Genomic DNA, 19591 nt, shown 5'->3' with positions numbered 1-19591 from the left:
AGTGGCTGGGGTCCACATCGCTCGCTCCAAGATGGCCTGAACAACCCCTTGGAATCACGAGTGCCCCAGTCGCTCAACCCTTTCGGGACGGGCTCTAAGGACCGGGCTTCAGACTCTCGTAATACGCCGCCAGCGCCGCGATCTCCTCGCTGGAAAGCTTGGCGGCCACCGCCTGCATCACCTGGTTGTCGCGCTGCCTCTGGCGATAGGCGTTCATGAGCGCGACGAACTGCTCGGCGGGGTGGCCGACAATGGCTGGAATACCGCCGACCTGCTTGCCGCTGCTCTGATGGCAGCTGGTGCATTCGGCGGAGAGATACTCCCCCAGTGCCTTGTCTTCGGCGGCATTTGCTGGGGCGCAGACCAGTAGCAGCCCGAGCACCGCAAGGCGGACGGCGCCGGCTCCTCGCATCAGTCGACCTTCGACGCGGTCTTGGAGTCCGGCGTCACGTCGAGGATCACCGCCTGTCCGGTGATCTTCGCCTCCGGCTTGCAGTTGGTCATGCACGGCTCCTTGCCCCAGAAGGCCTTTTCCGTGGTTTTGCGGTCGTCGTCGTAGAAGGCGGCCGCGTTGGGCAGCTTCACACTGGTAAAGTTCTTATCGGACAGTTCGAAGTCCTCGTCCTTCACGATGTCGTTGAGGTAGAGCAGATAGGTGCCATGGCGGCGGCGGCTCTTGCCAAGGCGCGCCTCAGCGAGGACGGGCTCTACCAGGAAGACTGGTCTCTCGACAGCTTCCTCGATCTCGCCGAGGATCTGACCAATGCGAGCCGGAGCGGCAAGCGCTTCGTTATCCTCCGGAGCCTGCGTAATTGCCCGGCCTGCCGGCGCATGCACGACGTCCACCTCGCCGATCCCGCGATCGAGCCCTATATCCGCTACAATTTCGCGGTGCTGCACCTCAACATCCTCGGCCCGCGCGAGGTCACCGATTTTGGCGGCGGCGAGCTGACCGAGAAGGCACTGGCCAAGCATTACGGCATCGAGGGTACGCCGGCGATCCACTTCTTCCCCGCCAGCGCCGCCGGGCTGGCGGCGAAGCCGCCGATGGCGCGCGAGGTCGCGCGGATGGCCTCGCTTCCCGAGCTGCCGGCCTTCATCGCCCAATTCCGCGCCGTCAGGAACGGTGTGTAAAGGATGGCTTCCGCGGTTGCGGAGCTGGCCGGCGGGTTGCGCCGCTGGCGACTCGTGGCGGCTTGCGCGATGCGCGCCCGCTTTCAAAAGGTGTTGAAGCCTGCGCTAGCAGCCATCAAAGGGCCCCTATCTGGCCGGAACCTGCGAACTTGTCGGCAGTTGATTCTTCAGGCGTACTGTCGGCAAGGCCGGCCGGCGCTGGAGGGCTACCATAATGGAACGGGACAGCGAGGTATTTCGTTTATTTTCTGAAGATTATCGAAGCTATTCACAGGAAGAGATGAGCCTGCAGGAATACCTGTTGGCTTGTCGAGAAGACAAGTCCATGTACGCCTCCGCCGCGGAGCGGATGGTCGACGCGATTGGCACACCAAAATTATTTGATACGAGCCGGGACGAGCGTCTCGGTCGGATTTTCGCGAACAGGACCATCAAGATCTATCCTTCGTTTGCCGATTTCTTTGGCATGGAGGATACGATCGAGCGCATCGCTGGCTATTTCCGCTATGCTTCGCAGGGCCTGGAGGAGCGCAAGCAGATCCTCTATCTGCTTGGGCCCGTCGGTGGCGGCAAATCGTCACTGGCCGAGCGACTGAAGAAATTGATGGAGGAGCGTCCGTTCTACACGCTCAAGGTCGGCGGCCAGATCAGCCCCGTCTTCGAATCGCCGCTCGGCCTGTTCCGTCCGGACAGGATGGGTGATCTCTTCGAGGAGAAATACGGTATCGCGCGGCGGCGCCTGACCGGGCTGATCTCGCCCTGGGCGGCGAAGCGGCTCGACGAGCTCTCCGGCGACATCGCCAAGTTCAGCGTCGTCAAGCTGACCCCCTCGCGCCTGCGGCAGGTGGGCATCGCCAAGACCGAGCCGGGCGACGAGAACAATCAGGACGTTTCGACGCTGGTCGGCAAGGTCGACATCCGCCAGCTCGAGAACTTCAGCCAGTCGGACCCGGACGCCTATTCCTATAGTGGCGGGCTGAACAGGACGACGCAGGGCCTGCTCGAATTCGTCGAGATGTTCAAGGCGCCGATCAAGGTGCTGCATCCGCTGCTGACCGCCACCCAGGAAGGCAGCTACAACGGCACCGAGAATTTCGGCGCATTCCCTTACCAGGGCATTATCCTGGCCCACTCGAACGAGTCCGAGTGGCTTCAGTTCAAGAACAACAAGAACAACGAGGCGTTCCTCGACCGCATCCTGGTGGTCAAGGTGCCCTATTGCCTGCGCGTCACCGAGGAGCGGCAAATCTACGAGAAGCTGCTGCGCGAAAGCGAGCTCGCCGGCAGCCCCTGTGCGCCGGAGGTACTCGACATCCTCAGCCGCTTCTCGGTCTCGACCCGTTTGGCCGAGTTCGAGAATTCGCCGCTCTACACCAAGATGCGCGTCTATGACGGCGAGAACCTCAAGGAGCTGGAGCCCAAGGCCAAGGCGATCCAGGAGTACCGCGACGCTGCCGGCGTCGACGAGGGCATGACCGGGGTCAGCACGCGCTTCGCCTTCAAGATCCTGTCGCAGACCTTCAACTACGACACCGAGGAACTGGCCGCCGATCCGGTGCACTTGATGTATATTCTCGAGGGGGCGATCAAGCGCGAGCAGTTCCCGAAGGAAACCGAAGCGGCCTATCTCGATTTCATCAAGTCGGAACTCGCCACGCGTTATGCCGAGTTCATAGGACACGAAATCCAGAAGGCCTATCTCGAATCCTATGGCGAGTATGGCCAGAACCTGTTCGACCGCTACATCGCCTATGCCGACGCCTGGGTCGAGGATCAGGACTACAAGGATCCCGACACCGGCCAGCTCCTCAACCGGCAGGTCCTCGACAACGAATTGTCGCAGATCGAGAAGCCGGCGGGCATCGCCAATCCCAAGGACTTCCGTAACGAGGTCGTGAAGTTCACCTTGCGCGCCAGGGCCAGGAACAACGGCCGGAACCCGTCCTGGACCAGCTATGAGAAGCTGCGCGAGGTGATCGAGAAGCGGATGTTCGGCCAGGTCGAGGACCTTCTGCCGGTGATCAGCTTCGGCTCCAAGCAGGACAGCGTGACCGAGAAGCGCCATCACGGCTTCGTGCAGCGCATGGTCGAGCGCGGCTATACCGAGCGCCAGGTCCGGCGCCTGGTGGACTGGTACATGCGCGTCAACAAGGCGGGCTGACCACGATCGGAGCGTGCCATGCCGATCTTCATCGACCGCCGGCTGAATCCCAAGGACAAGAGTCTGGGCAATCACCAGCGCTTCCTGCATCGCGTCCGCGCGGAGCTGAAGCGCAGCGTGCAAGAGCAGATACGCGCCGGCAAGATCGCCGACGCGGACGGGGAGCATTCCGTTTCGCTGCCGGCGAAAGGCACGAGCGAGCCGAGCTTCCGCGACGCCAGGGACAGCGGCCGGCGCCAGCACGTCCTGCCCGGAAACAAGCATTTCTCGCCGGGCGACAAGATGGCCAAGCCGGGCCAAGGCAGCGGCGCCGGATCATCGCCCGGCCTGACAGAGTCCGAGGACGATTTCCGCTTCGTGCTCTCGCGCGAGGAGGTGCTCGACCTGTTCTTCGAGGATCTCGAGCTGCCCGACTTGGTCAAGCTCAACCTCAAGGAGATACTCGCCTTCAAGTCGCGGCGGGCCGGCTTCTCGGCGAGCGGATCGCCGACCAACATCAGCGTCGCGCGCACAATGCGCAACAGTCTCGGCCGTCGCATAGCCCTCCAGCGACCCAAGCGCGCAGAGGTCGAGGCCATCCTCGCTGAACTGGAGAGGGTCGAGGCCGAGGGGACGGAACCCGCTCGTGCCAGGGCAGCCGCCTTGCGTGCCGAGCTCGAACGGCTGGAGCGCCGGCGAAAGGTGATCGCCTTTGTCGACCCGGTCGATATCCGCTTCAACCGCTTCGATGCGCAGCCCCTGCCGAATGCGAAAGCGGTGATGTTCTGCCTTATGGACGTCTCGGGCTCGATGGGCGAGCGCGAGAAGGATCTGGCGAAGCGCTTCTTCGTGCTGCTGCACCTGTTCCTGAAGCGGCGCTACGACCGCACCGACATCGTCTTCATCCGCCACACCCACACGGCGCAGGAGGTCGACGAGGAGACCTTCTTCTACAGCACGCAGAGCGGCGGCACCGTCGTCTCGACCGCGCTCGAGGAGATGCAGAGCATCATCGCCAAGCGCTACCCCAGCCAGGAATGGAACATCTACGCCGCGCAGGCCTCGGACGGCGACAATCTCGCCAGCGACTCCGAGCGCTGCCTCGGCATGCTGGATAGCAAGATCATGCGCATGTGCCAGTATTTCGCCTATGTCGAGATCATCGATGAGCGCGAGAGCGAAATCTTTGGCTCAACCGACAACGGCACCTCGCTCTGGCGCTCCTATCTCGCGGTCAAGGAGCGCTGGCCGAACTTCGACATGAGCCGCATCGCCAGGGCCGCTGACATCTACCCGGTCTTCCGGCAGCTCTTCACCCGCCAGCCGGCGCAGCAGCGCAGCCTTGGGAGACGGCGATGACGAGGGCGGCGTCCAGACCCGGCCTGCTGTTCTCCGGCTCGGACTGGAACTTCGCGACCCTGTCGCATGCCTACGACGTCATCGAGGCGGTCGCGAAGGAGGAGCTCGGGCTCGATATCTACCCGGTGCAGATGGAAATCATCTCCTCCGAGCAGATGCTCGATGCCTATTCCTCGATTGGCATGCCGCTGATGTATCGCCACTGGTCGTTCGGCAAGCATTTCCTCCATCACGAACTGCTCTATCGCAAAGGCGGGCGCGGTCTCGCTTATGAGATCGTCATCAACTCAGATCCTTGCATCGTCTATCTGATGGAAGAGAACACCATGGCCCTGCAGGCCCTGGTGACGGCGCATGCGGCGCTGGGGCACAACCATTTCTTCAAGAACAACTATCTGTTCCAGCAATGGACCGATGCCGACGCGATTCTGGGCTATCTCGATTTCGCCAAGAGCTACATTAACCGCTGCGAGGAAAAACACGGCGTCGCGGCGGTGGAGGCCGTTCTCGACGCCGCCCATGCGCTGATGGACCAGGGCGTCTTCCGCTATCGCCGCCCGCCCCGGCTCTCCTCCGAGAAGCAGCGCGAAGGCTTGCGTGAGCGGCTGGAATATGAGGAGCGCTCCTATAACGACCTCTGGCGCACGCTCCCGCGCCAGGCTGATGGCGCCAAGGCGGCGGCGGAAAATGCGGACCTGATCGCCGAGCGCAAGAAGGCGCTCAATCTGCCCGAGGAGAACCTGCTCTATTTCCTCGAGAAGACCAGCCTGATCCTCGAGCCCTGGCAGCGCGAGATCCTCAGGATCGTGCGGGTGATCGCGCAGTATTTCTATCCGCAGCGACAGACGCAGGTGATGAACGAGGGCTGCGCCACCTTCGTACACTACACGGTGATGAACGCGCTGTTCGATCGCGGTCGGATCGGCGAAGGCGCGATGCTGGAAATTCTGCGCAGCCATTCGAACGTCGTCTTCCAGCCCGGCTTCGACGACCCCCGCTTCTCCGGCATAAACCCTTATGCCCTCGGCCTCGACATGATGCAGGACATCCGCCGCATCGTGACTGAGCCGACCGCGGAGGATCGCGACTGGTTTCCCGAGATTGCCGGGAGCGGCGACTGGCGCACGGTCCTGCTCGACGCCTGGGCCAATCACCGCGACGAGTCCTTCATCCGCCAGTATCTCAGCCCCGCTTTGATCCGGAAATGGCGATTGTTCGTGCTTTCCGATACAGCGAACGAGTCGTTCTACAGCGTCGCCTCGATCCACAACGAGCGCGGCTACGAGCGTATCCGCTCGGCTTTGGCGCAGAGATACGACATCGGCGCCAACCATACCGACATCCAGGTCGTCGATGTCGACCTTCTCGGTCAGCGGCACTTGCGCCTGCAGCACAAGGTCCGCGACGGCATCGTGCTGGACAGCGGCAGCTGCGACGCGACCCTGCGCCATGTCCAGCGGCTCTGGGGCTACGAAGTCAGCCTACAAGGCGTCGATGCGCAGACGGGGAGCACGATCTATGAACGCTCCAGCAGCGGATTGACGGGATAGTCGCCGGATCACGCCGGTTCGCCGCTTACCGGCAATCCGTGCGATCACAATGACTCGGCGATCTTCCAGCCGACATAGCCGAGCAGCGCGAACCAGCTCAGCGCGACGGCGGCGATGGCGATGCCGAGGATCGTGCCGACGAGCTTGTCGCTGGCATGGCTGGCCGGCGCCATATCGTCCAAGGTCGGCTCGGCTTCTCTCGTCGGCGAGCATCCGTCATCAGGCGCGACGGCGCCGCAAGCCGACGGTCGATGGATCGCCGAGCCGTGGATGTCGGCATCACGGGAAGCGAGCGGGCTTTGCGATCGGGCGTGGACCGCGTCCGCGAACTGAGAAGGCCGGGCGAGGAGAGGGGTGTGCCGTGACGATATCCAGCGGCCGAGTCTGATCATCGGGCGCTCGACCGTGAGGTAGACGATCCAGGACAGCAGCAAGGTCAGGCTGACGCAAAGCAGCATCGTGCCGATGTCGCTGAACTGTCCGGTCAAGGGCAGGATGCGATAGACAAGCCCGTTCACCGTCCCGTGGAATAGATACATCGAATAGCTGATCAGACCGATCCGCGCGAGCAGGCGCGAGCGCGGCCACTCCAGCCCGATCGCGGCGAGGAACACCGCGATGGCGAGCATGTAAGCGCTCAGGACAGGCTTCAGCCCCTCCATGACGAAATTGTCCCCTCGCGCCAGCGAGAAGCGCGTGACCAGGAGAAGGCCGGCGATCTGCGTGAGAATGAGGATCGACGCCGCGAACCCGCTCCCTTGCCTCTGCTCGATCAGCCAGAGCCGCAGCAACAGGCCGAGAAACAGGAAGGACAGATGCATGCCGAGATACTGAGCCGGCAGGCTGGCGATGCCGTGCACATGCAGTTGCACCGGCAGGACCGTCGCGGCGATCAGGGCCAGGCTCAAGCCGAGCAGGATGCCGACATGTCTCAGCGCCCTTGCGAAAAACAGCAGCGCGACGAGGACGTAGAACAGCAGTTCGACGAACAAGGTCCAGTGGATCGGCGAGAGCCACGGCCGGCCGAAGAGCGGCGGCGCCATGGTCAGGTTGGCCAGCACCGTCGCCGTTCGCGGCGTATCCCCGTCGAGCCAGGCTGTCATCGTCAGCGCCGCCAGCGCCAGCCAGAATGCGGGATAAAGCCGGAACACGCGCGAGATCGCGAAATGCCTGAGCGGCCGCTCGCCAGCGATGCTGAACGGCACGACGAAACCGCTGATCAGGAAGAACAGCGCCACGCCGAACCGCCCGAGGCTGAGATTCTCGATGACCGATCCGGCGAAAATCCGCATCGCACCAGTCGCGGCGGGAGCCTGCCTGAGCAGGTCGCCGAACATGTGCTCGACCATCACGGCGAGCGCCGCGATCGCCCGCAAGGCGTCGAGATGGGCGTAACGCTGTCGCGGCACGCCGGGGCTCATCGCAGCAGCCCCAGCGCGCGACGGGTCGAAACGTCGAAGCCCGGGCCGGTCTCGTTCTCGGCGAGCGCGAAGCCGCCGGTCCCCGCATAGGTCCAGCAGGCCCAGGCGAAGCCATGCGCCTCGGCGAGCTCGCGCATGTCGCGCAGCCAGGTCTCGCGCGCCGCCGCGCCCTCGGGCGTATCCAGATAAGGCGTCCGGTGGATACCGAACTCGCCCAGCAGGATGGCATGGGCGGGCAGACGCTGCGCGATGCGCCAAGCGCTGATCTGTCGAAACGTTCGCTCGAGGGCCGATCGATCGAAGCCGGCATAGCGTGCGAGCGTCCGCTTCGCCTGTCGCGCCTGCTCCAGGGCGGCACCGTCGAGGCCGAGACTGCCGATACGCCGCTGGCTTGCCGCGATCATCGCTTCGGCCGATTGCGGCGCCGGATAAGTGACCGCGTTCAGCGCATAGGCCGGATTGCCGCGCACGCCCTGATGGGTGAATTGCCAGGGCGAATAGTCGTGATAGGTGTAGATCAGGCGCGCATCCCCTGCGAACGGGCGCATGTCGATCTGGGTCAGCGCCGCTGCCGCGTTCATCGCGCCGCCACCCAGGACCAGCGGCAACGTCGCCGAGCCGCTGCGCGCCGCCCGATAGGCGGCTTCGAGCATGGGTTGCCAGGCCGATTGCGACAGTTCCGGCTCATTCATGAGTTCGAGCGCAAGCCTCGGCGCGCCCGTCACCGCCCTGCCTTGCCCCGATTGCTCCAGACGATGGGCAACCCGCCGCAGCAGGCCAAGTACAGCCTGAAAGTTCGGCGTCTCGACGCCTGCAGTCAGCGCGGCAGGCCGATAAGCCGGATTCATCGCGCTCGGATGGAGATCAACGATCACGCCGAGATCGGCCTCGACGAGGCCACGGACTATGCCAATCAGGAGAGCGTCGACCTGATCGCGCGCGGCTCCGGTGAAGGCCAGGAAGGGACCGGGGTCAACGGCCAGGCGCACGAAGTCGAAGCCGGCCGCCCGGATCGCTTGCCGCTGCGCCAGATCGAAGCGGAAACGCGGGCCTGAGAACGGCGCGGCCACATAGGAGCCGTCGGCCTCGACCTCGGCCCAGCCCAGCGCATGCGAGACGCCGATGCCGCGGCGGAACAGCGGGATGTCGTCGCTGGCTGCTCTTGTGGCTTGCATGCCCGGGAACGCGGCAAGCGCAGCCATCCCGGTAAGGCCGCCGAGGACGGAGCGGCGGCTCGTCATGACGCAATCCCCCGATCGCCGCCCGGTCCGGGATAGCGCGCCGTCAGCGCGCCATCGAGAACGAGCATGTCGCCCCGCCCCGTGAAGGGCGCGGCGAGGCCGCGCAGCGAGGCCTCGCGAAGCGGGGGAGCAATCAAGCGCGACGGCATGAAGCAGACATCGCTCCAGCCCTCGGCCGAAAAGTTCCGGACATAGTCGGCAGGGCGCTGCCGGTTCGGCTGGCCGGGAAAGCGGAAGAGCCGGTAGATGGCCTCGGGATAGCGATAGATGTTGTTCGGGTCGTGCTCGCGGATCCAGCGCGTATGCGTCTGCAAATCGATGATGTGGACGGTTCGGCAGCCCGGCCGTGCGACCTGCGTCAGGCCGGCGATCGCCGCTGCCGGATTGTCGTAGTGCTCGAAGGCGGCGCAGCTGACGATCAGGTCGAAGCTGCGTCCTTGCGCTAGGCGCGGGATGTCGAAGTCGCGCCCGACTGCATAGCCGAATTCGCGTGCGCCGGCGCTACGCGCGATGGACCCGGCGCGGTCCCGATCGGCCGCGCGGCCTTCGGCAAAGCGGTGGAGCAGCTTGTCGTAGAAGGCGGGCGCTTCGTCGCCCGCGAGGTCGAACGCATCGATGGCGTGATAGGAGTGTGCCCCGAGCCCGAGGAAGAGCACACCGTTGCCGCGCGAGGCGCCGGGGCTCAGCTCCAGCACGTCGCGGCCGCGCAGGTCGAATTTCGGCGGCAGGAAGCGGCGCAGCGAGGCGAAGATGTCGAGGAGATAGTCGATCTTCCCCTCCTCGTCCGATTTCGCCACGCGGTTCGGCGTGGTGTAGCCGTTGAGCTTGCTCTTGCCCCAGGCAAGGCCGAGGAAGCCGAGGCCGAGGATCGTCATTTCTAGATTGCGCAGTGTGGGTGTCATCAACGCCCCCCGAATTCGACCCGTCTCCCGAGGCCTGCCCTGCCGCGGCGCGGGCTGCTGGCCTTCCAGCCCAGAAGCGCGCTCTCGTAGACCTCCATTGTGCGATCGACGATCGCGCCCCAGCCGAAGGAGTCGAGGACCCGGGCGGCGCGCTCGGCGCCTTCGGTCGGGTTGGGAGCGGCGAGTTTCGCGCGCAGAGCCTCGGCGAGCGCAGCGATGTCGCCCAACGGAAAATAGCTGTCTGCGCCGAGATCGAGCGCGAGGTTGGCATCGATGTCGCTCGCCAGGCAGGGCGCCCCGTAGCTGAGGGCTTCGAGCAGCACCATCGGCATGCCCTCATGGCTTGAGGGGAGGACGAACAGCCCGGCATGCCGGTAGAGCTGGGACAGGGCCTCGCCGCGCTGGAAGCCCGCCATCACCACGCCGGGCGTCGCCGCGGCCGCCGCTTCGACCTCGCGCTGGTAGCGTCCGGCATGGTCGGCCGTGCCGGCGATGACGAGCTTGAGGCCGGGATCGCCGAGGCGGGCGAAAGCGCGGATCAGATCGAGATGCCGCTTCTCCTCGACGATCCTGCCGACGCTGAGGACATAGCGGCGCGGCGTGACCGCGATCCGGTCGAGATAGGAGGTATCTTGCTGTGGAAACGGGTTCTCGACGCCGTTCGGGATGAAGGTCGCGCCGACGCTGAATCTGCGGCGGACGCTGTCGACGATCACCTTCGACACGCCGATATTGGCATGGGAGAACAGCATGCCCATGGCTTCGCCGGCCCGCAGAATCGACTTGGCGAGACGCCCCCATTTCTGGCGCTCATAGTCGAAGCCGTGATGCGTCACCACGACATGGAGGCCGAGCAGGCGCGCGAACGGCGTGAGCAGGGCCGGCCCGATCGCATGGATATGGACGAGGTCCGGGTTGCGCCCGGCCGCGACGATCAGGCCGAGCGCCGTATGCGCCAGCGCCTCGAAGCTGCGCGAGCGCGGCGCCCAGACCGGCGTGACCGTGACGCCCTTCCAGGTATAGGGCCGTTGCGAGGGTAGATACGGGGTCCGGCCGAGAACCTCGACGCGCCAGCCCCGCTCGGCCAGGCGTGCGGAGATCGCCGCGACATGGGTTTCGACCCCGCCCTGGATCTCCGGAATGCCGCGCAGGCCGACGAAGATCACGGTTCGCTCAGGCGGAGTGGCACTGATTGGTGGGATCAGGGTGTACATCAGCCGAGCGCCTCGTAGAGAGCCATGGTGCGGTCGCGGTATCTTCCGGGCGAGAACTCCTGGAGCACCCAGTCGCGACCGGCGCCGCCCAAGGCGGCGCGGGCGGCGGGAGTGAGATCTGCAAGGGCGGCGAGCGCATCGGCCAGCATCACAGCATTGCCCGGCTCGACCAGGCGGCCCGTCTGCCCGTCGGCGACCAGTTCGGGAATGCCGCCGATCCGCGTGCCGATGACCGGGCGCCCGAGTGCATAGGCTTCGAGGACGCTGATCGGCGCGTTCTCGTACCATTCGGAGGGGAGGACCAGCGCGCGCGCCTCGCCGATCAGCCGTTTCAGTGCCGGCTTGTCGAGATGGCCGGTGAAGGCGACCTCGGCGCCCTGCTCCTGTGCGAGCTTGCGAAGGGCAAACTCTTCGGGGCCGCTGCCGGCCAGCACCAGCCGCTGGCGTGACAGGGCCGTGGCGCGCACCAGCGTCGCCAGCCCCTTCTCGGGCGCGAGCCGGCCGGCGTAGACGATATAGTCGCCTTCATCGCGTGCCGGCGAATACGCGTCCGCATCGATGCAGTTGGGGATGTAGGCGATGCGCCCGGCATCCCAGCCCCATTCGACCAGCTTGTCGCGGTAGAAGCGGCTCGGGGCGACCAAACGGTCGATCGTGTCGCGATAGAGGCCGAAACTGCGATGAACCAGGGTCTCCAGGAGGACGAGCCCGCTCACCAGCGCCGAATCCTTGACGCAGCGATGAAGCAAGACGTTGTGGATGCGTCCGCCCTGGCAGCGCTCGCAGACGCGGCCCTGGCTCAGCATCTTGTAGGCCGGGCAGGCGATCTTCAGGTCATGTGCCGTCATCACCAGCGGCACGCCCTGCGCCTTGAGGGCGCCGAAGATCGACGGCGAGATGTGATGATAGACGTTGTGGGCATGCGCGATCGTCGGCGGCGCCCGCCCGATCAGGGCGCGGATGTGTCGGCGGGCCTCCAGCGAGAAGATGATCTTGGCGGCCTGCTTGGCCTTGGTGAGCGGTCCGCCGGCCCCGCCATATTCGATTTCGGAAACGAAGTAGTCGGACCAGCGGCTCGGCAGGTTGGCGGGATGCCGCATCGCAAAGGGCACGACCTCCCAGCCGGCCGCGGCGAACAGCTCGATATGGTCGAGGAAGACGCTCTCTGCACCGCCGCGTCGATAGAAGTAGTTGTTGATGGCCAGGAGCCGCCGGGCGCGTGTCATTTCGCCTGCTCCCGCAGCCCCATGCGGTCGAGCGCCGCGTCGACGGTCAGGACCCGGCAGCCGCGCGCAAGCGCGTAGCCGACCAGCAGCCGGAAGCCGGGAGCCGTGCAGCCATGGGGCGTGGGCCGCGGCGAGATGTCGTGCGTAAAGAAGATCAGCCAGCCGGGATCGGCGACCAGCGCATCGATCCAGCGGGCCAGCCCCAATACATGCTGCTGTGGCTGGCGGATCTCGACCGCCCGCAGGAAGGTCGGATCCGTCGGGCCGCGATTGATCCCTTCGCCCCCGGCACGGCAGCTGCGGAAGGTGTTCGCGAGGATCGCCCGCTTCCCGAAGGAGCCGCTGTTGTAGGGATAGGCGAAATTGCGCCGGCCCGGCTTGGGATCGATCGCGTCCAGGTAACGGGCGTTGCGGGCGAGGTCCGCGACCAGGGCATCGCCGTCGACGTGTCGTAGGTCGCGATGGGCATGGCTGTGGCAGCCGATCTCATGACCACGAGCCGCGAGCTCCCTGCAGCCGGTCTGGTCGATCAGGGTACGGCCGGGCTCGATGCGCCCCTGCAGCCCACCGGAAATGTAGAAGGTGCCACGCACGCCGTCGGCTTCGAGGATCGACGCGCCCACTTCGAGGGCGGAAGCAGGCACGTCGTCGAAGCTGAAGGAGACGATCGGTTCGTCTGTCGGAACCTGCATGACTTGCCATGGCGCGACCCGGAGCAGCCGGTTCTCCAGGCGCCCGGCGAAGCGGTCGATCAGGGTCGGCAGACGCGACAGGCGTTTGGGTGACGGTGGAAACGTGGCTGCGCTAGACATGGGCCGGCTCGATGCTGCGGCGATGATGAGCCGGCTCTTTGATCTCATGTGCGTTCGCCTGGAGGTGCAGGCCGAAGATCGCGACGACCAGCATGAACCAGATCAGGCTGCCCGACTGGAAGAATAGGCTCTCGACGCAGGCGACCAGGACCCCGTAGAGCCAGATCCGCACGAAGAAGCGCGTCAGGGCGGGGTCGTTCGTGGTGGCCTCGGCGCGACCAATGTCGCGCAGCGGCAGCCAGACCAGCAGGATCAGCGTCAAGGCGAGGCCGGGAAGGCCCGTGGTGATCGCCATGTCGAGATAGGCATTGTGGCCGTTGAAGGCGGCGAACGCCCAGCTCGCTGCGGCCCCGCCCTTGTGGACCATCGCGTCGGTCTGCCAGAAGAGCTGGAAGCCGTAGCCGGTCAGCGGATTGTCCAGCGCGGCGCCGGCGCCGATCTTCCAGATGTCGGTGCGGTTGGTGAAGCTCGGATCGATGCCGAGCTGGGCGACCAGGCCGCGCATGGCCGGAGACACCGAGCAGCCGATCGTCAGAATGTTGACCGCGGCAATGCCGATGACGACCATCGGAGTGCGCATCGTGCGCCAGCGCTCGAAAACCCAGGCGATGGCGAGAATGCCGGGCAGGGCCATGGCGGCGGATTTTCCGCCGGTGCGGGTGAGGAACACGACCGCCAGCAGCACGATCGCCCCACCGAGGAGCCGGCGGCCGGTGCCGAACAGGTAAAGCCCGGCGAAACTGATGATCACCATGGCCGCGGCCGCGACGTTCTTGTGGGCGAAATGGCCGCGCCAGAGCCCGGCATTCATCGGTTCGCGGACCTCGCTGGCCTGATGGATGGCGAGCTGGGGCATCAGCACCACGCCGAGATAAGCGAGCCCCAGCGCGCCGAGGCAGCAGAGCGTCAGCATGCCGGCGAACTGGCGCTCCGAACGTGGCAGCAGCAGAAGGATGCTGCCGTTGATGATGGTGAGCATCGCCAGGAAGACGCGTTTCAGGGCCAGATCGGGCTGTGCCGAAAACGCCGAGACGACCGCGAACCAGAACAACAGTACGATCAGCAGGCCGCGCGGGCGCGCCACCAGATGGCGCCTGGGCGAGTTGAAGACGGTCAGCCACAGGGCCGCGGTCAGGCTAAGATAGATCAACTGATTGATCGTGCTCGACTTGGCCGTCGCGGCGTCGCTCGTGCTGGCCGCCGACAGGTCGACGAAGGGAGTCAGCGTGACCAGGTAGAACAGCAATGTCGCCGTGAAGAGCAGGGCGCCCAAGGTGCCCGCGGTCGCGGTCTCGCGCCTATCATTCGTCTGGGTCATCGAGCTGTGCTCCCGCCGGACCGGAATTCGCCGAGATAGCCGAGAGCCAGGAGTGCGCTCGCCGACAGCAGCAGGCCCAGAAGCATGCCCACCGCTGCCGCGACGATCGGGCGAGGCGGCCAGGTTGCGCGCGACGGGGCCGCCGCGGCCGTGATCACGCGGACATCCGTCGCGTCGATCTGCTGCCGCTGGGCGGCCTCCCCCGCCCGGGTCAGAAAGGTTTGGTAGAGCGCGCTCTTGGCGCTGGCCTCGCGCTCGAGCTCGCGCAGCTTCACCTGGGCCTGGTCGTCGATCGCAACGCTGCCGCGCAGCAGGCGTGTCTCGCCGGTCAGCGCATCGAGCGCCTTGCTGGCCTGATCGACCTCGATCCGGGCCGTGCGCCGCAGACGTTCGGTCTCGGATCTGATCGCCTTGGCCAGGGCATCGGCCTCGGTCAGCACGCTCGTCAGCGAGGGATGGCGTGGCCCCAGGGTCTTGGAGAGCACGGCGACTTGCCGGCGCAGGGCCGCCTCGTCGGCGAGCAACCCGGCCAGGGTCTGTGACTGGACGCCGCCGCCTTGCGCACCATGCTGCGACACGGCCCGCGAGACCTCGGCATAGCGTGCCTGCGCCTCGGCGAGGCGCGCCTTGGCATCGGTCAGCTTGCCGCTCATCCGCTCCAGGGCTTCCGCGCTCAGCGCCTGCCGCGATGTGTTCTGTTGTAGGCCATGGTCGCGGCGGAAGGCCTCGACCCGGTCCTCGGCCTCGGTCGCGGCGGCTTTGATCTCGGCGAGTCTGGCGGTCAGCCCTTGCGCGGCACGGCCGACCCGCTCCGCATCGGCCCGAACGACCTCCTCGCGGAAGGTGTCTGCGACGGCGTTCGCGAGCCTGGCCGCCAGCGCCGCTTCGCTCGCCCAGACCGACAGGGAGACGACATAAGAGCGTTCCTGCCGGGTGACGGTGATGCGCTTGGCCAAGGCCGCGGCGACATCGGCTCCGCTGCTGGAAGGCTGGGATTGATCGAAAATGCCCAGGAGGCCGAGCAGCGGCGGCTTACCTGCGAACTCGGGATCGCTCTTCAGGGCGAGCACGTCGACGACACGGCGCAGGACGTTGCCCGAGGTGATCATCCTCATCTTGCTCTCGACATCCAGGATCTGGCTGTCGCTCTGGATATTCGCCGCGTAGAGGTCGTTGGGAGCGATCAGCAGGTTTGACGGCGCGATCGTCAGCTCCGTCGTCGCTGTGAAGCGCGGGGTCAGGAGACGTGTGGCGCCGACGGCGGCAACGGCGCCGACCAGCGCGGCGATCATGACCCAGAGCCAGCCGCGCCGCAGCCACCCGAGGGCCTGGACGGCATTGATCGAGCGGGCGGACGCAGGTCCCTGCTCGACGGTCTGTCGATAGGGAAACTCATCTCCGGGCCGCGTCTTGCTGGTGTCGGTCATGAGATACATGGCGGGGCCTGCGTCAGCGGGAAAGCCCGAGACCCGAGACGCCAGGCCGTTCTGGTTCGGCGAGGCGGGTGGGGCGGACGATGCGCGCCTTCGCTGGCGAAGCTGCATGGCCCGACGCACCGAAAATCGGCGCAAGGCTGGCGGTTGCAATCGTGGCCATGGCTCTCCCCGTATCCGCTAGTCTTTCGAGGACTGCAATTACTGGTTGAGATTGCCGCGTTCTTCTGCAATTATGCAACCTATGGTGGTTTATTTAATTAAACGTTAACCTTACCGAGCGGGGCCACGCATCTCGCCCAATACGGAACGGACATCCGCAGGGAGCTGCTATTGGACGAATGCTTGAAGGACATCGGCGACAGAATTCGGCGTAGTCGCCCAATTCTCTTCAGCTACTTGCTGTCGGGTGGGGCCTTGGCGTCCGCCGCATTGTCGCAGTTGGTGACCTTCGCCATCCTGGCTCGCTCGCTCGGGCCGGCCGAATTCGGCTTGTTCGTGCAGATTTCGGCTGTAACGGCGGTCGCGATTCAGCTCTGCGGCCTCGGCGCGTCCGACTGCCTGCTCCGTGGCCTATCGCGAGATCCCGGCAGTTATGCCCTTCTGCTCGGTCACAATCTTCTCCTGATCGGTTTCAGCGGGGGCGTACTCGTCATTGGCGGCGTCGCGGCGATGTCGTCATGGTCTCGCATCGGCTCCGGCCCCTCGGTCGACATGACGACCCTGGCGCTGCTGTTCCTCGGCAATGTCGTTCTCGTGCGGGTGATCCTTCTCGTCGAAACGGTGTTCCTCGGCCTCGGCCGGGTTCAGGCGGCCAATCGCGCCGTCGTCGGCTTCGCGCTTGGGCGCATGGTCGCCGCGGCTTTGGGCTGCCTGGTGTTCCGGGTCTCGAGCCTGGCGGATTGGGCGCTCTGGCAATGCGGCGGGAATCTTCTCTACGCCCTGGTCGGAGCCATCTGGCTCTCGCCTCTCGGCCGGCCCCGCTTCGCCATTCTGCGCGCGGAGTTGCGCTCCGGATTGTTGTTCTGCTCGCAATTCGTGGGCCGAGCCGTCCGCTCGAATATCGACCTGCTGGCGATCGGCTTGTTCACCTCGATCGAAACGGTCGGCAGCTACGGGGTCGCCAGGCGGATCATCGACAGCAGCTACCTTGCGATCGACGCGCTCAACCGGCTGCTCTATCCGCGGCTGGCACGTGAGAGCCGTAACGGCCTGCACCATGCTTTGCCGATCGCCAAGCGGGCCCTGATCGCCGCGCTCGCCCTCGGTGTGCTGACGGGCCTCACCCTGTTCCTGCTGTCGTCCACCCTTCCAGCCCTGTTCGGCCGCGACTATCTCGATCTGCCGTTCTTTGTGCGCTGCCTGTCCGGCAGCATCGTCCTGATCGCTGCCTGGGCGGCTGCGATCGACCTGCTCGGCGCCTCTGGTCGGCAGGATGTGCGGGCCGGGATCTTGAACGGCGCCAATCTGCTGGGCAGCGTGGTCATCGCGGCGGCGACCTCGCAGGCGGCGCCGATCGGCACCTTCATCGCGCTCTATGCGGTCGACGGGGCCATCGTCTTGGCAGCGTGGCTCGCGCTGCTTCGGCTCGCACGGCGCAGCCGCTCGCATGCGGCCGAGCATGCGCGGGCAAGCCCCGTCATGACAGGTCCTTGACGATGCGGCTCTCGATCCAGGCTTCCGGAGCCTTCCGTGACTGGAAGAAGCCGAGCGGCAAGGCGGCGGCGTGGAACACCCAGGCGACGACCGCATACAGGCCGAGCGACAGGCTCCGCTGCCGCAGGCTCATCGCGCCGACGATCCCGGCGGTCAGGATGGCGTCCAACGCGAGCCCCATGGCCGGGCTCGGCAAGGCGAATGGAAGCGCGATCATCGCGATCAGCCAGAGATAGACACCGGCCCAGAGCTTCAGCTCGGGCAGGTCCTCGATCAATCGCCGCCATTGCGGCTTGCCGAGCGCGGCGCGCAGTAATTCGCCGATCCCACGCAGATAGCCCGATTTCCAGCGCCGCAGCAGCAGGCTATAGGCGTTGATCGCATGCCCGAAATGACGGACGAAGCGGCGGTCGAGACGGTGCAGGCTCCAGCCCCGCGCCCGCAGGCGCAGGCCGAGGTCGAACTCCTCATAGCCGTGCAGATTGCGGTCCGAGAGATAGCCGGCCTGCTCGACCGCGCTTCTGCGATAGAGGCCGCCGCCGTTCATCCGGTCGATCGCGCCGGTGCGGCGCTCGGGTGAGACCCGGCGTCCGCGCCTGATGTATTCGAGGCTGGTGTCGTTCATCTCCTCGACATGGCCGGTCACGCCGGCAACGCGGGGATTGCTGTCGAGATAGGCGAGGGCCTCGGGCAGGAAATCGGGATCGAGCAGCATGTCGCCGTCCATCAGGCAGATGAACGGCTCGCGGCTGTACTGGAAGCCGAGCTGGGGGCCGATGCCGCAGCTTGGGCGGATGGCCGGTTCGAGCTGGACGACACGGACGGGGTAGCGCGCGGCGATGGCGAGCGTGCGGTCGCGCGAGCCGCCATCGGCGACGATGATCTCGCCGCCGATGCCTTCAAGCGCCGTCAGCACGCTCTCGATCGCCGCGCCGACCCTCGCCTCCTCGTTCAACGTCTTGAGGATGACCGAGACCGCCATCGTATCCGCCTCAGTGGAAATCGTCGAGGAGCCGGCTCCAATCCTCGCCGGCGAGGCCGCCGAGATAGACGTCGCCGCGCGCGACCGCGTCGTTGATCTCGGGAACCCGCGTCAGAGCCATGGCGAACGCCCGGTGCCGGAAGACGAGCCAGCGCTGCAGCGAGAGTCCGGCCATCAGGGCGAGCTGCGCTCGACCGCGCGCCGCGACATGGCCGGTCTCGTCGAGATGGCGGAACATCGCGTCGAGCACGACAGTCTCGCGGCCGGGTAGCGACAGGACGTTGAGGACACGCGCGGTTCGCCCCGGCGCGGCATAGTAGACGAAGCAGCCGATGATCGTCCCTGGGTGGTCGACGACGGCGCGGATCGTGAAGGCGCCGAGCCGGGTGTTCTGCGCCGCCAGCGACACCAGCCAGGAGAGCTCCTCCCGCGCCCAGAGCGGCCGCACGCTGTAGTGGGCGATGAGCCTGGGGGCATGGTCCAGGAAATTCGGAATGGACATGTCCGTGACGCTCGCTACGGCGGCTTCCGGCGCATCCTGGTCAGGCCGAAGCTGCCGCAGCAGACTGTCGAACGGGCGCGCGACGATAGGGAGGCCGAAAGACCTGCCGCGCAGGAACCGCTCGGCGAAGCGTTGCGTCAAGGCCCCGACGGGGCGGAAGCTGCGCGTCCATTCGAGGTTCTGCACGGGAACCGGCTTGCCGCCGATGGCGAGGAGATGGCTTCGGCTGATGGGCGAGGCGCTGTCGCAGAAGGCGAAATCGGCACGTCTGGGGCGCAAGGCGAGGATCAGTTGTGCCGCGCCGGCAGCCTCCTTGTCGGCGTCGCTCATGAAGACGCCGAGCAGCCTGCCCGGCAAGCTCGTTCCGCAGGCGACGAACCGCATCGGCACGGCCAGCAGCGCGCTTCGGATGCGTCCGTCCTGCTGCTGGTAGACCTGCGTGCCCATCGTCTCGTCATAGGCTGGAGACGCCAGGGTCAGGCCTCCCAGATAGTGCTGAAGCTCCATATCCGCCGGCCTGTCGGCCCCCCTGAAGATTTTCAGGAACAGCTGCGCGACTGCCGGCACATCGGCGGGGCGCATGGGCCTGACCGAACCCTTGCGTGAAACGCGCGCTCCGATTGCGGTCTGCGGCTCGATCGGCCGCATCAAAGGGCGCTCGCCAGGCTTGCGTCGCGGAGCGGGCTCGGGAGGGGAATGCG

General features: G+C 66.0%; 17 protein-coding genes. 5 read left to right on the top strand and 12 right to left on the bottom strand.

Annotated features, from left to right (window positions below; translation table 11 throughout):
• Nucleotides 1-94 precede the first annotated feature (94 nt).
• Both ACFPOB_RS18790 and ACFPOB_RS18785 read right to left on the bottom strand, forming a co-directional pair.
• Nucleotides 95-412 carry a c-type cytochrome gene (locus ACFPOB_RS18790; protein ID WP_377799891.1) on the bottom strand — a complete coding sequence of 106 codons (318 nt, stop codon included), beginning with the start codon at nt 410-412 and terminating at the stop codon, nt 95-97.
• Nucleotides 412-846: a hypothetical protein gene (locus ACFPOB_RS18785; RefSeq protein ID WP_377799890.1), complete on the bottom strand. Its 435-nt coding sequence runs from the start codon at nt 844-846 to the stop codon at nt 412-414. The genes ACFPOB_RS18790 and ACFPOB_RS18785 overlap by 1 nt, the downstream gene beginning before the upstream one ends.
• On the opposite strand from ACFPOB_RS18785, the gene ACFPOB_RS18780 reads away from it, so the two are divergent.
• The 4 genes from ACFPOB_RS18780 (at nt 832) to ACFPOB_RS18765 (ending at nt 6183) form a co-directional block, all read left to right on the top strand.
• Complete coding sequence (locus ACFPOB_RS18780) at nt 832-1134, top strand: thioredoxin domain-containing protein (RefSeq protein WP_377799889.1); 303 nt, start codon at nt 832-834, stop codon at nt 1132-1134. The genes ACFPOB_RS18785 and ACFPOB_RS18780 overlap by 15 nt on opposite strands.
• A 214-nt stretch (nt 1135-1348) precedes the next feature.
• On the top strand, nt 1349-3295 hold the full coding sequence (locus ACFPOB_RS18775; RefSeq protein WP_377799887.1) for a PrkA family serine protein kinase: 1947 nt from the start codon (nt 1349-1351) through the stop codon (nt 3293-3295).
• An 18-nt stretch (nt 3296-3313) separates the two neighbouring features.
• Nucleotides 3314-4633, top strand: a complete 1320-nt coding sequence (locus ACFPOB_RS18770) for a YeaH/YhbH family protein (protein ID WP_377799886.1) — start codon at nt 3314-3316, stop codon at nt 4631-4633.
• Nucleotides 4630-6183: a SpoVR family protein gene (locus ACFPOB_RS18765; protein ID WP_377799885.1), complete on the top strand. Its 1554-nt coding sequence runs from the start codon at nt 4630-4632 to the stop codon at nt 6181-6183. The genes ACFPOB_RS18770 and ACFPOB_RS18765 overlap by 4 nt, the downstream gene beginning before the upstream one ends.
• A 44-nt stretch (nt 6184-6227) precedes the next feature.
• On the opposite strand, the gene ACFPOB_RS18760 is transcribed toward ACFPOB_RS18765, so the two are convergent.
• The 8 genes from ACFPOB_RS18760 to ACFPOB_RS18725 are packed head-to-tail and all read right to left on the bottom strand — an operon-like array spanning nt 6228 to nt 15753.
• Nucleotides 6228-7592, bottom strand: a complete 1365-nt coding sequence (locus ACFPOB_RS18760) for an acyltransferase family protein (RefSeq protein WP_377799884.1) — start codon at nt 7590-7592, stop codon at nt 6228-6230.
• Between the two features lie 8 nt (nt 7593-7600).
• On the bottom strand, nt 7601-8845 hold the full coding sequence (locus ACFPOB_RS18755) for a glycoside hydrolase family 5 protein (protein ID WP_377799883.1): 1245 nt from the start codon (nt 8843-8845) through the stop codon (nt 7601-7603).
• A complete protein-coding gene (locus tag ACFPOB_RS18750) occupies nt 8842-9747 on the bottom strand; it encodes a methyltransferase domain-containing protein (RefSeq protein ID WP_377799882.1) in 906 nt (301 codons plus the stop codon). The genes ACFPOB_RS18755 and ACFPOB_RS18750 overlap by 4 nt, the downstream gene beginning before the upstream one ends.
• Nucleotides 9747-10961: a glycosyltransferase family 4 protein gene (locus tag ACFPOB_RS18745; RefSeq protein ID WP_377799881.1), complete on the bottom strand. Its 1215-nt coding sequence runs from the start codon at nt 10959-10961 to the stop codon at nt 9747-9749. Before ACFPOB_RS18745 ends, ACFPOB_RS18750 begins: the two co-directional genes overlap by 1 nt.
• Complete coding sequence (locus ACFPOB_RS18740; protein WP_377799880.1) at nt 10961-12187, bottom strand: glycosyltransferase; 1227 nt, start codon at nt 12185-12187, stop codon at nt 10961-10963. The genes ACFPOB_RS18745 and ACFPOB_RS18740 overlap by 1 nt, the downstream gene beginning before the upstream one ends.
• The gene (locus tag ACFPOB_RS18735; protein ID WP_377799879.1) at nt 12184-12999 is read right to left on the bottom strand and encodes a polysaccharide deacetylase family protein; all 816 of its coding nucleotides are present in this window, start codon (nt 12997-12999) and stop codon (nt 12184-12186) included. Before ACFPOB_RS18735 ends, ACFPOB_RS18740 begins: the two co-directional genes overlap by 4 nt.
• Nucleotides 12992-14317: an O-antigen ligase family protein gene (locus ACFPOB_RS18730; protein WP_377799878.1), complete on the bottom strand. Its 1326-nt coding sequence runs from the start codon at nt 14315-14317 to the stop codon at nt 12992-12994. The genes ACFPOB_RS18735 and ACFPOB_RS18730 overlap by 8 nt, the downstream gene beginning before the upstream one ends.
• Nucleotides 14314-15753: a GumC family protein gene (locus ACFPOB_RS18725; protein ID WP_377799877.1), complete on the bottom strand. Its 1440-nt coding sequence runs from the start codon at nt 15751-15753 to the stop codon at nt 14314-14316. The genes ACFPOB_RS18730 and ACFPOB_RS18725 overlap by 4 nt, the downstream gene beginning before the upstream one ends.
• Nucleotides 15754-16167: 414 nt before the next feature.
• Between ACFPOB_RS18725 and ACFPOB_RS18720 the strand changes: the two genes are divergently transcribed.
• The gene (locus tag ACFPOB_RS18720) at nt 16168-17406 is read left to right on the top strand and encodes a lipopolysaccharide biosynthesis protein (protein WP_377799876.1); all 1239 of its coding nucleotides are present in this window, start codon (nt 16168-16170) and stop codon (nt 17404-17406) included.
• Here ACFPOB_RS18720 and ACFPOB_RS18715 read toward each other — a convergent pair.
• Together ACFPOB_RS18715 and ACFPOB_RS18710 are read right to left on the bottom strand one after the other, a co-directional pair.
• The gene (locus ACFPOB_RS18715; protein WP_377799875.1) at nt 17390-18388 is read right to left on the bottom strand and encodes a glycosyltransferase family 2 protein; all 999 of its coding nucleotides are present in this window, start codon (nt 18386-18388) and stop codon (nt 17390-17392) included. The genes ACFPOB_RS18720 and ACFPOB_RS18715 overlap by 17 nt on opposite strands.
• Nucleotides 18389-18398: 10 nt before the next feature.
• Nucleotides 18399-19472 carry a GNAT family N-acetyltransferase gene (locus tag ACFPOB_RS18710; protein ID WP_377799874.1) on the bottom strand — a complete coding sequence of 358 codons (1074 nt, stop codon included), beginning with the start codon at nt 19470-19472 and terminating at the stop codon, nt 18399-18401.
• Nucleotides 19473-19591 lie beyond the last annotated feature (119 nt).

The sequence above is a fragment of the Allobosea eneae genome (assembly GCF_042657265.1).
GTDB classification, from domain to species: domain Bacteria; phylum Pseudomonadota; class Alphaproteobacteria; order Rhizobiales; family Beijerinckiaceae; genus Allobosea; species Allobosea eneae.
The sequence above is the reverse complement of the archived record's forward strand: the minus strand, read 5'-3'. Positions and strand labels throughout refer to the sequence as shown.

Bases quoted from the DNA above. Each gene is read 5' to 3' on its own strand.
- ACFPOB_RS18755 (WP_377799883.1), bottom strand. From the start codon at position 8,845: ATGACGAGCCGCCGCTCCGTCCTCGGCGGCCTTACCGGGATGGCTGCG.
- ACFPOB_RS18790 (WP_377799891.1), bottom strand. From the start codon at position 412: ATGCGAGGAGCCGGCGCCGTCCGCCTTGCGGTGCTCGGGCTGCTACTG.
- ACFPOB_RS18780 (WP_377799889.1), top strand. From the start codon at position 832: ATGCACGACGTCCACCTCGCCGATCCCGCGATCGAGCCCTATATCCGC.
- ACFPOB_RS18715 (WP_377799875.1), bottom strand. From the start codon at position 18,388: ATGGCGGTCTCGGTCATCCTCAAGACGTTGAACGAGGAGGCGAGGGTC.
- ACFPOB_RS18775 (WP_377799887.1), top strand. From the start codon at position 1,349: ATGGAACGGGACAGCGAGGTATTTCGTTTATTTTCTGAAGATTATCGA.
- ACFPOB_RS18745 (WP_377799881.1), bottom strand. From the start codon at position 10,961: ATGTACACCCTGATCCCACCAATCAGTGCCACTCCGCCTGAGCGAACC.
- ACFPOB_RS18725 (WP_377799877.1), bottom strand. From the start codon at position 15,753: ATGTATCTCATGACCGACACCAGCAAGACGCGGCCCGGAGATGAGTTT.
- ACFPOB_RS18710 (WP_377799874.1), bottom strand. From the start codon at position 19,472: ATGCGCCCCGCCGATGTGCCGGCAGTCGCGCAGCTGTTCCTGAAAATC.
- ACFPOB_RS18770 (WP_377799886.1), top strand. From the start codon at position 3,314: ATGCCGATCTTCATCGACCGCCGGCTGAATCCCAAGGACAAGAGTCTG.
- ACFPOB_RS18740 (WP_377799880.1), bottom strand. From the start codon at position 12,187: ATGACACGCGCCCGGCGGCTCCTGGCCATCAACAACTACTTCTATCGA.
- ACFPOB_RS18735 (WP_377799879.1), bottom strand. From the start codon at position 12,999: ATGTCTAGCGCAGCCACGTTTCCACCGTCACCCAAACGCCTGTCGCGT.
- ACFPOB_RS18750 (WP_377799882.1), bottom strand. From the start codon at position 9,747: ATGACACCCACACTGCGCAATCTAGAAATGACGATCCTCGGCCTCGGC.
- ACFPOB_RS18765 (WP_377799885.1), top strand. From the start codon at position 4,630: ATGACGAGGGCGGCGTCCAGACCCGGCCTGCTGTTCTCCGGCTCGGAC.
- ACFPOB_RS18730 (WP_377799878.1), bottom strand. From the start codon at position 14,317: ATGACCCAGACGAATGATAGGCGCGAGACCGCGACCGCGGGCACCTTG.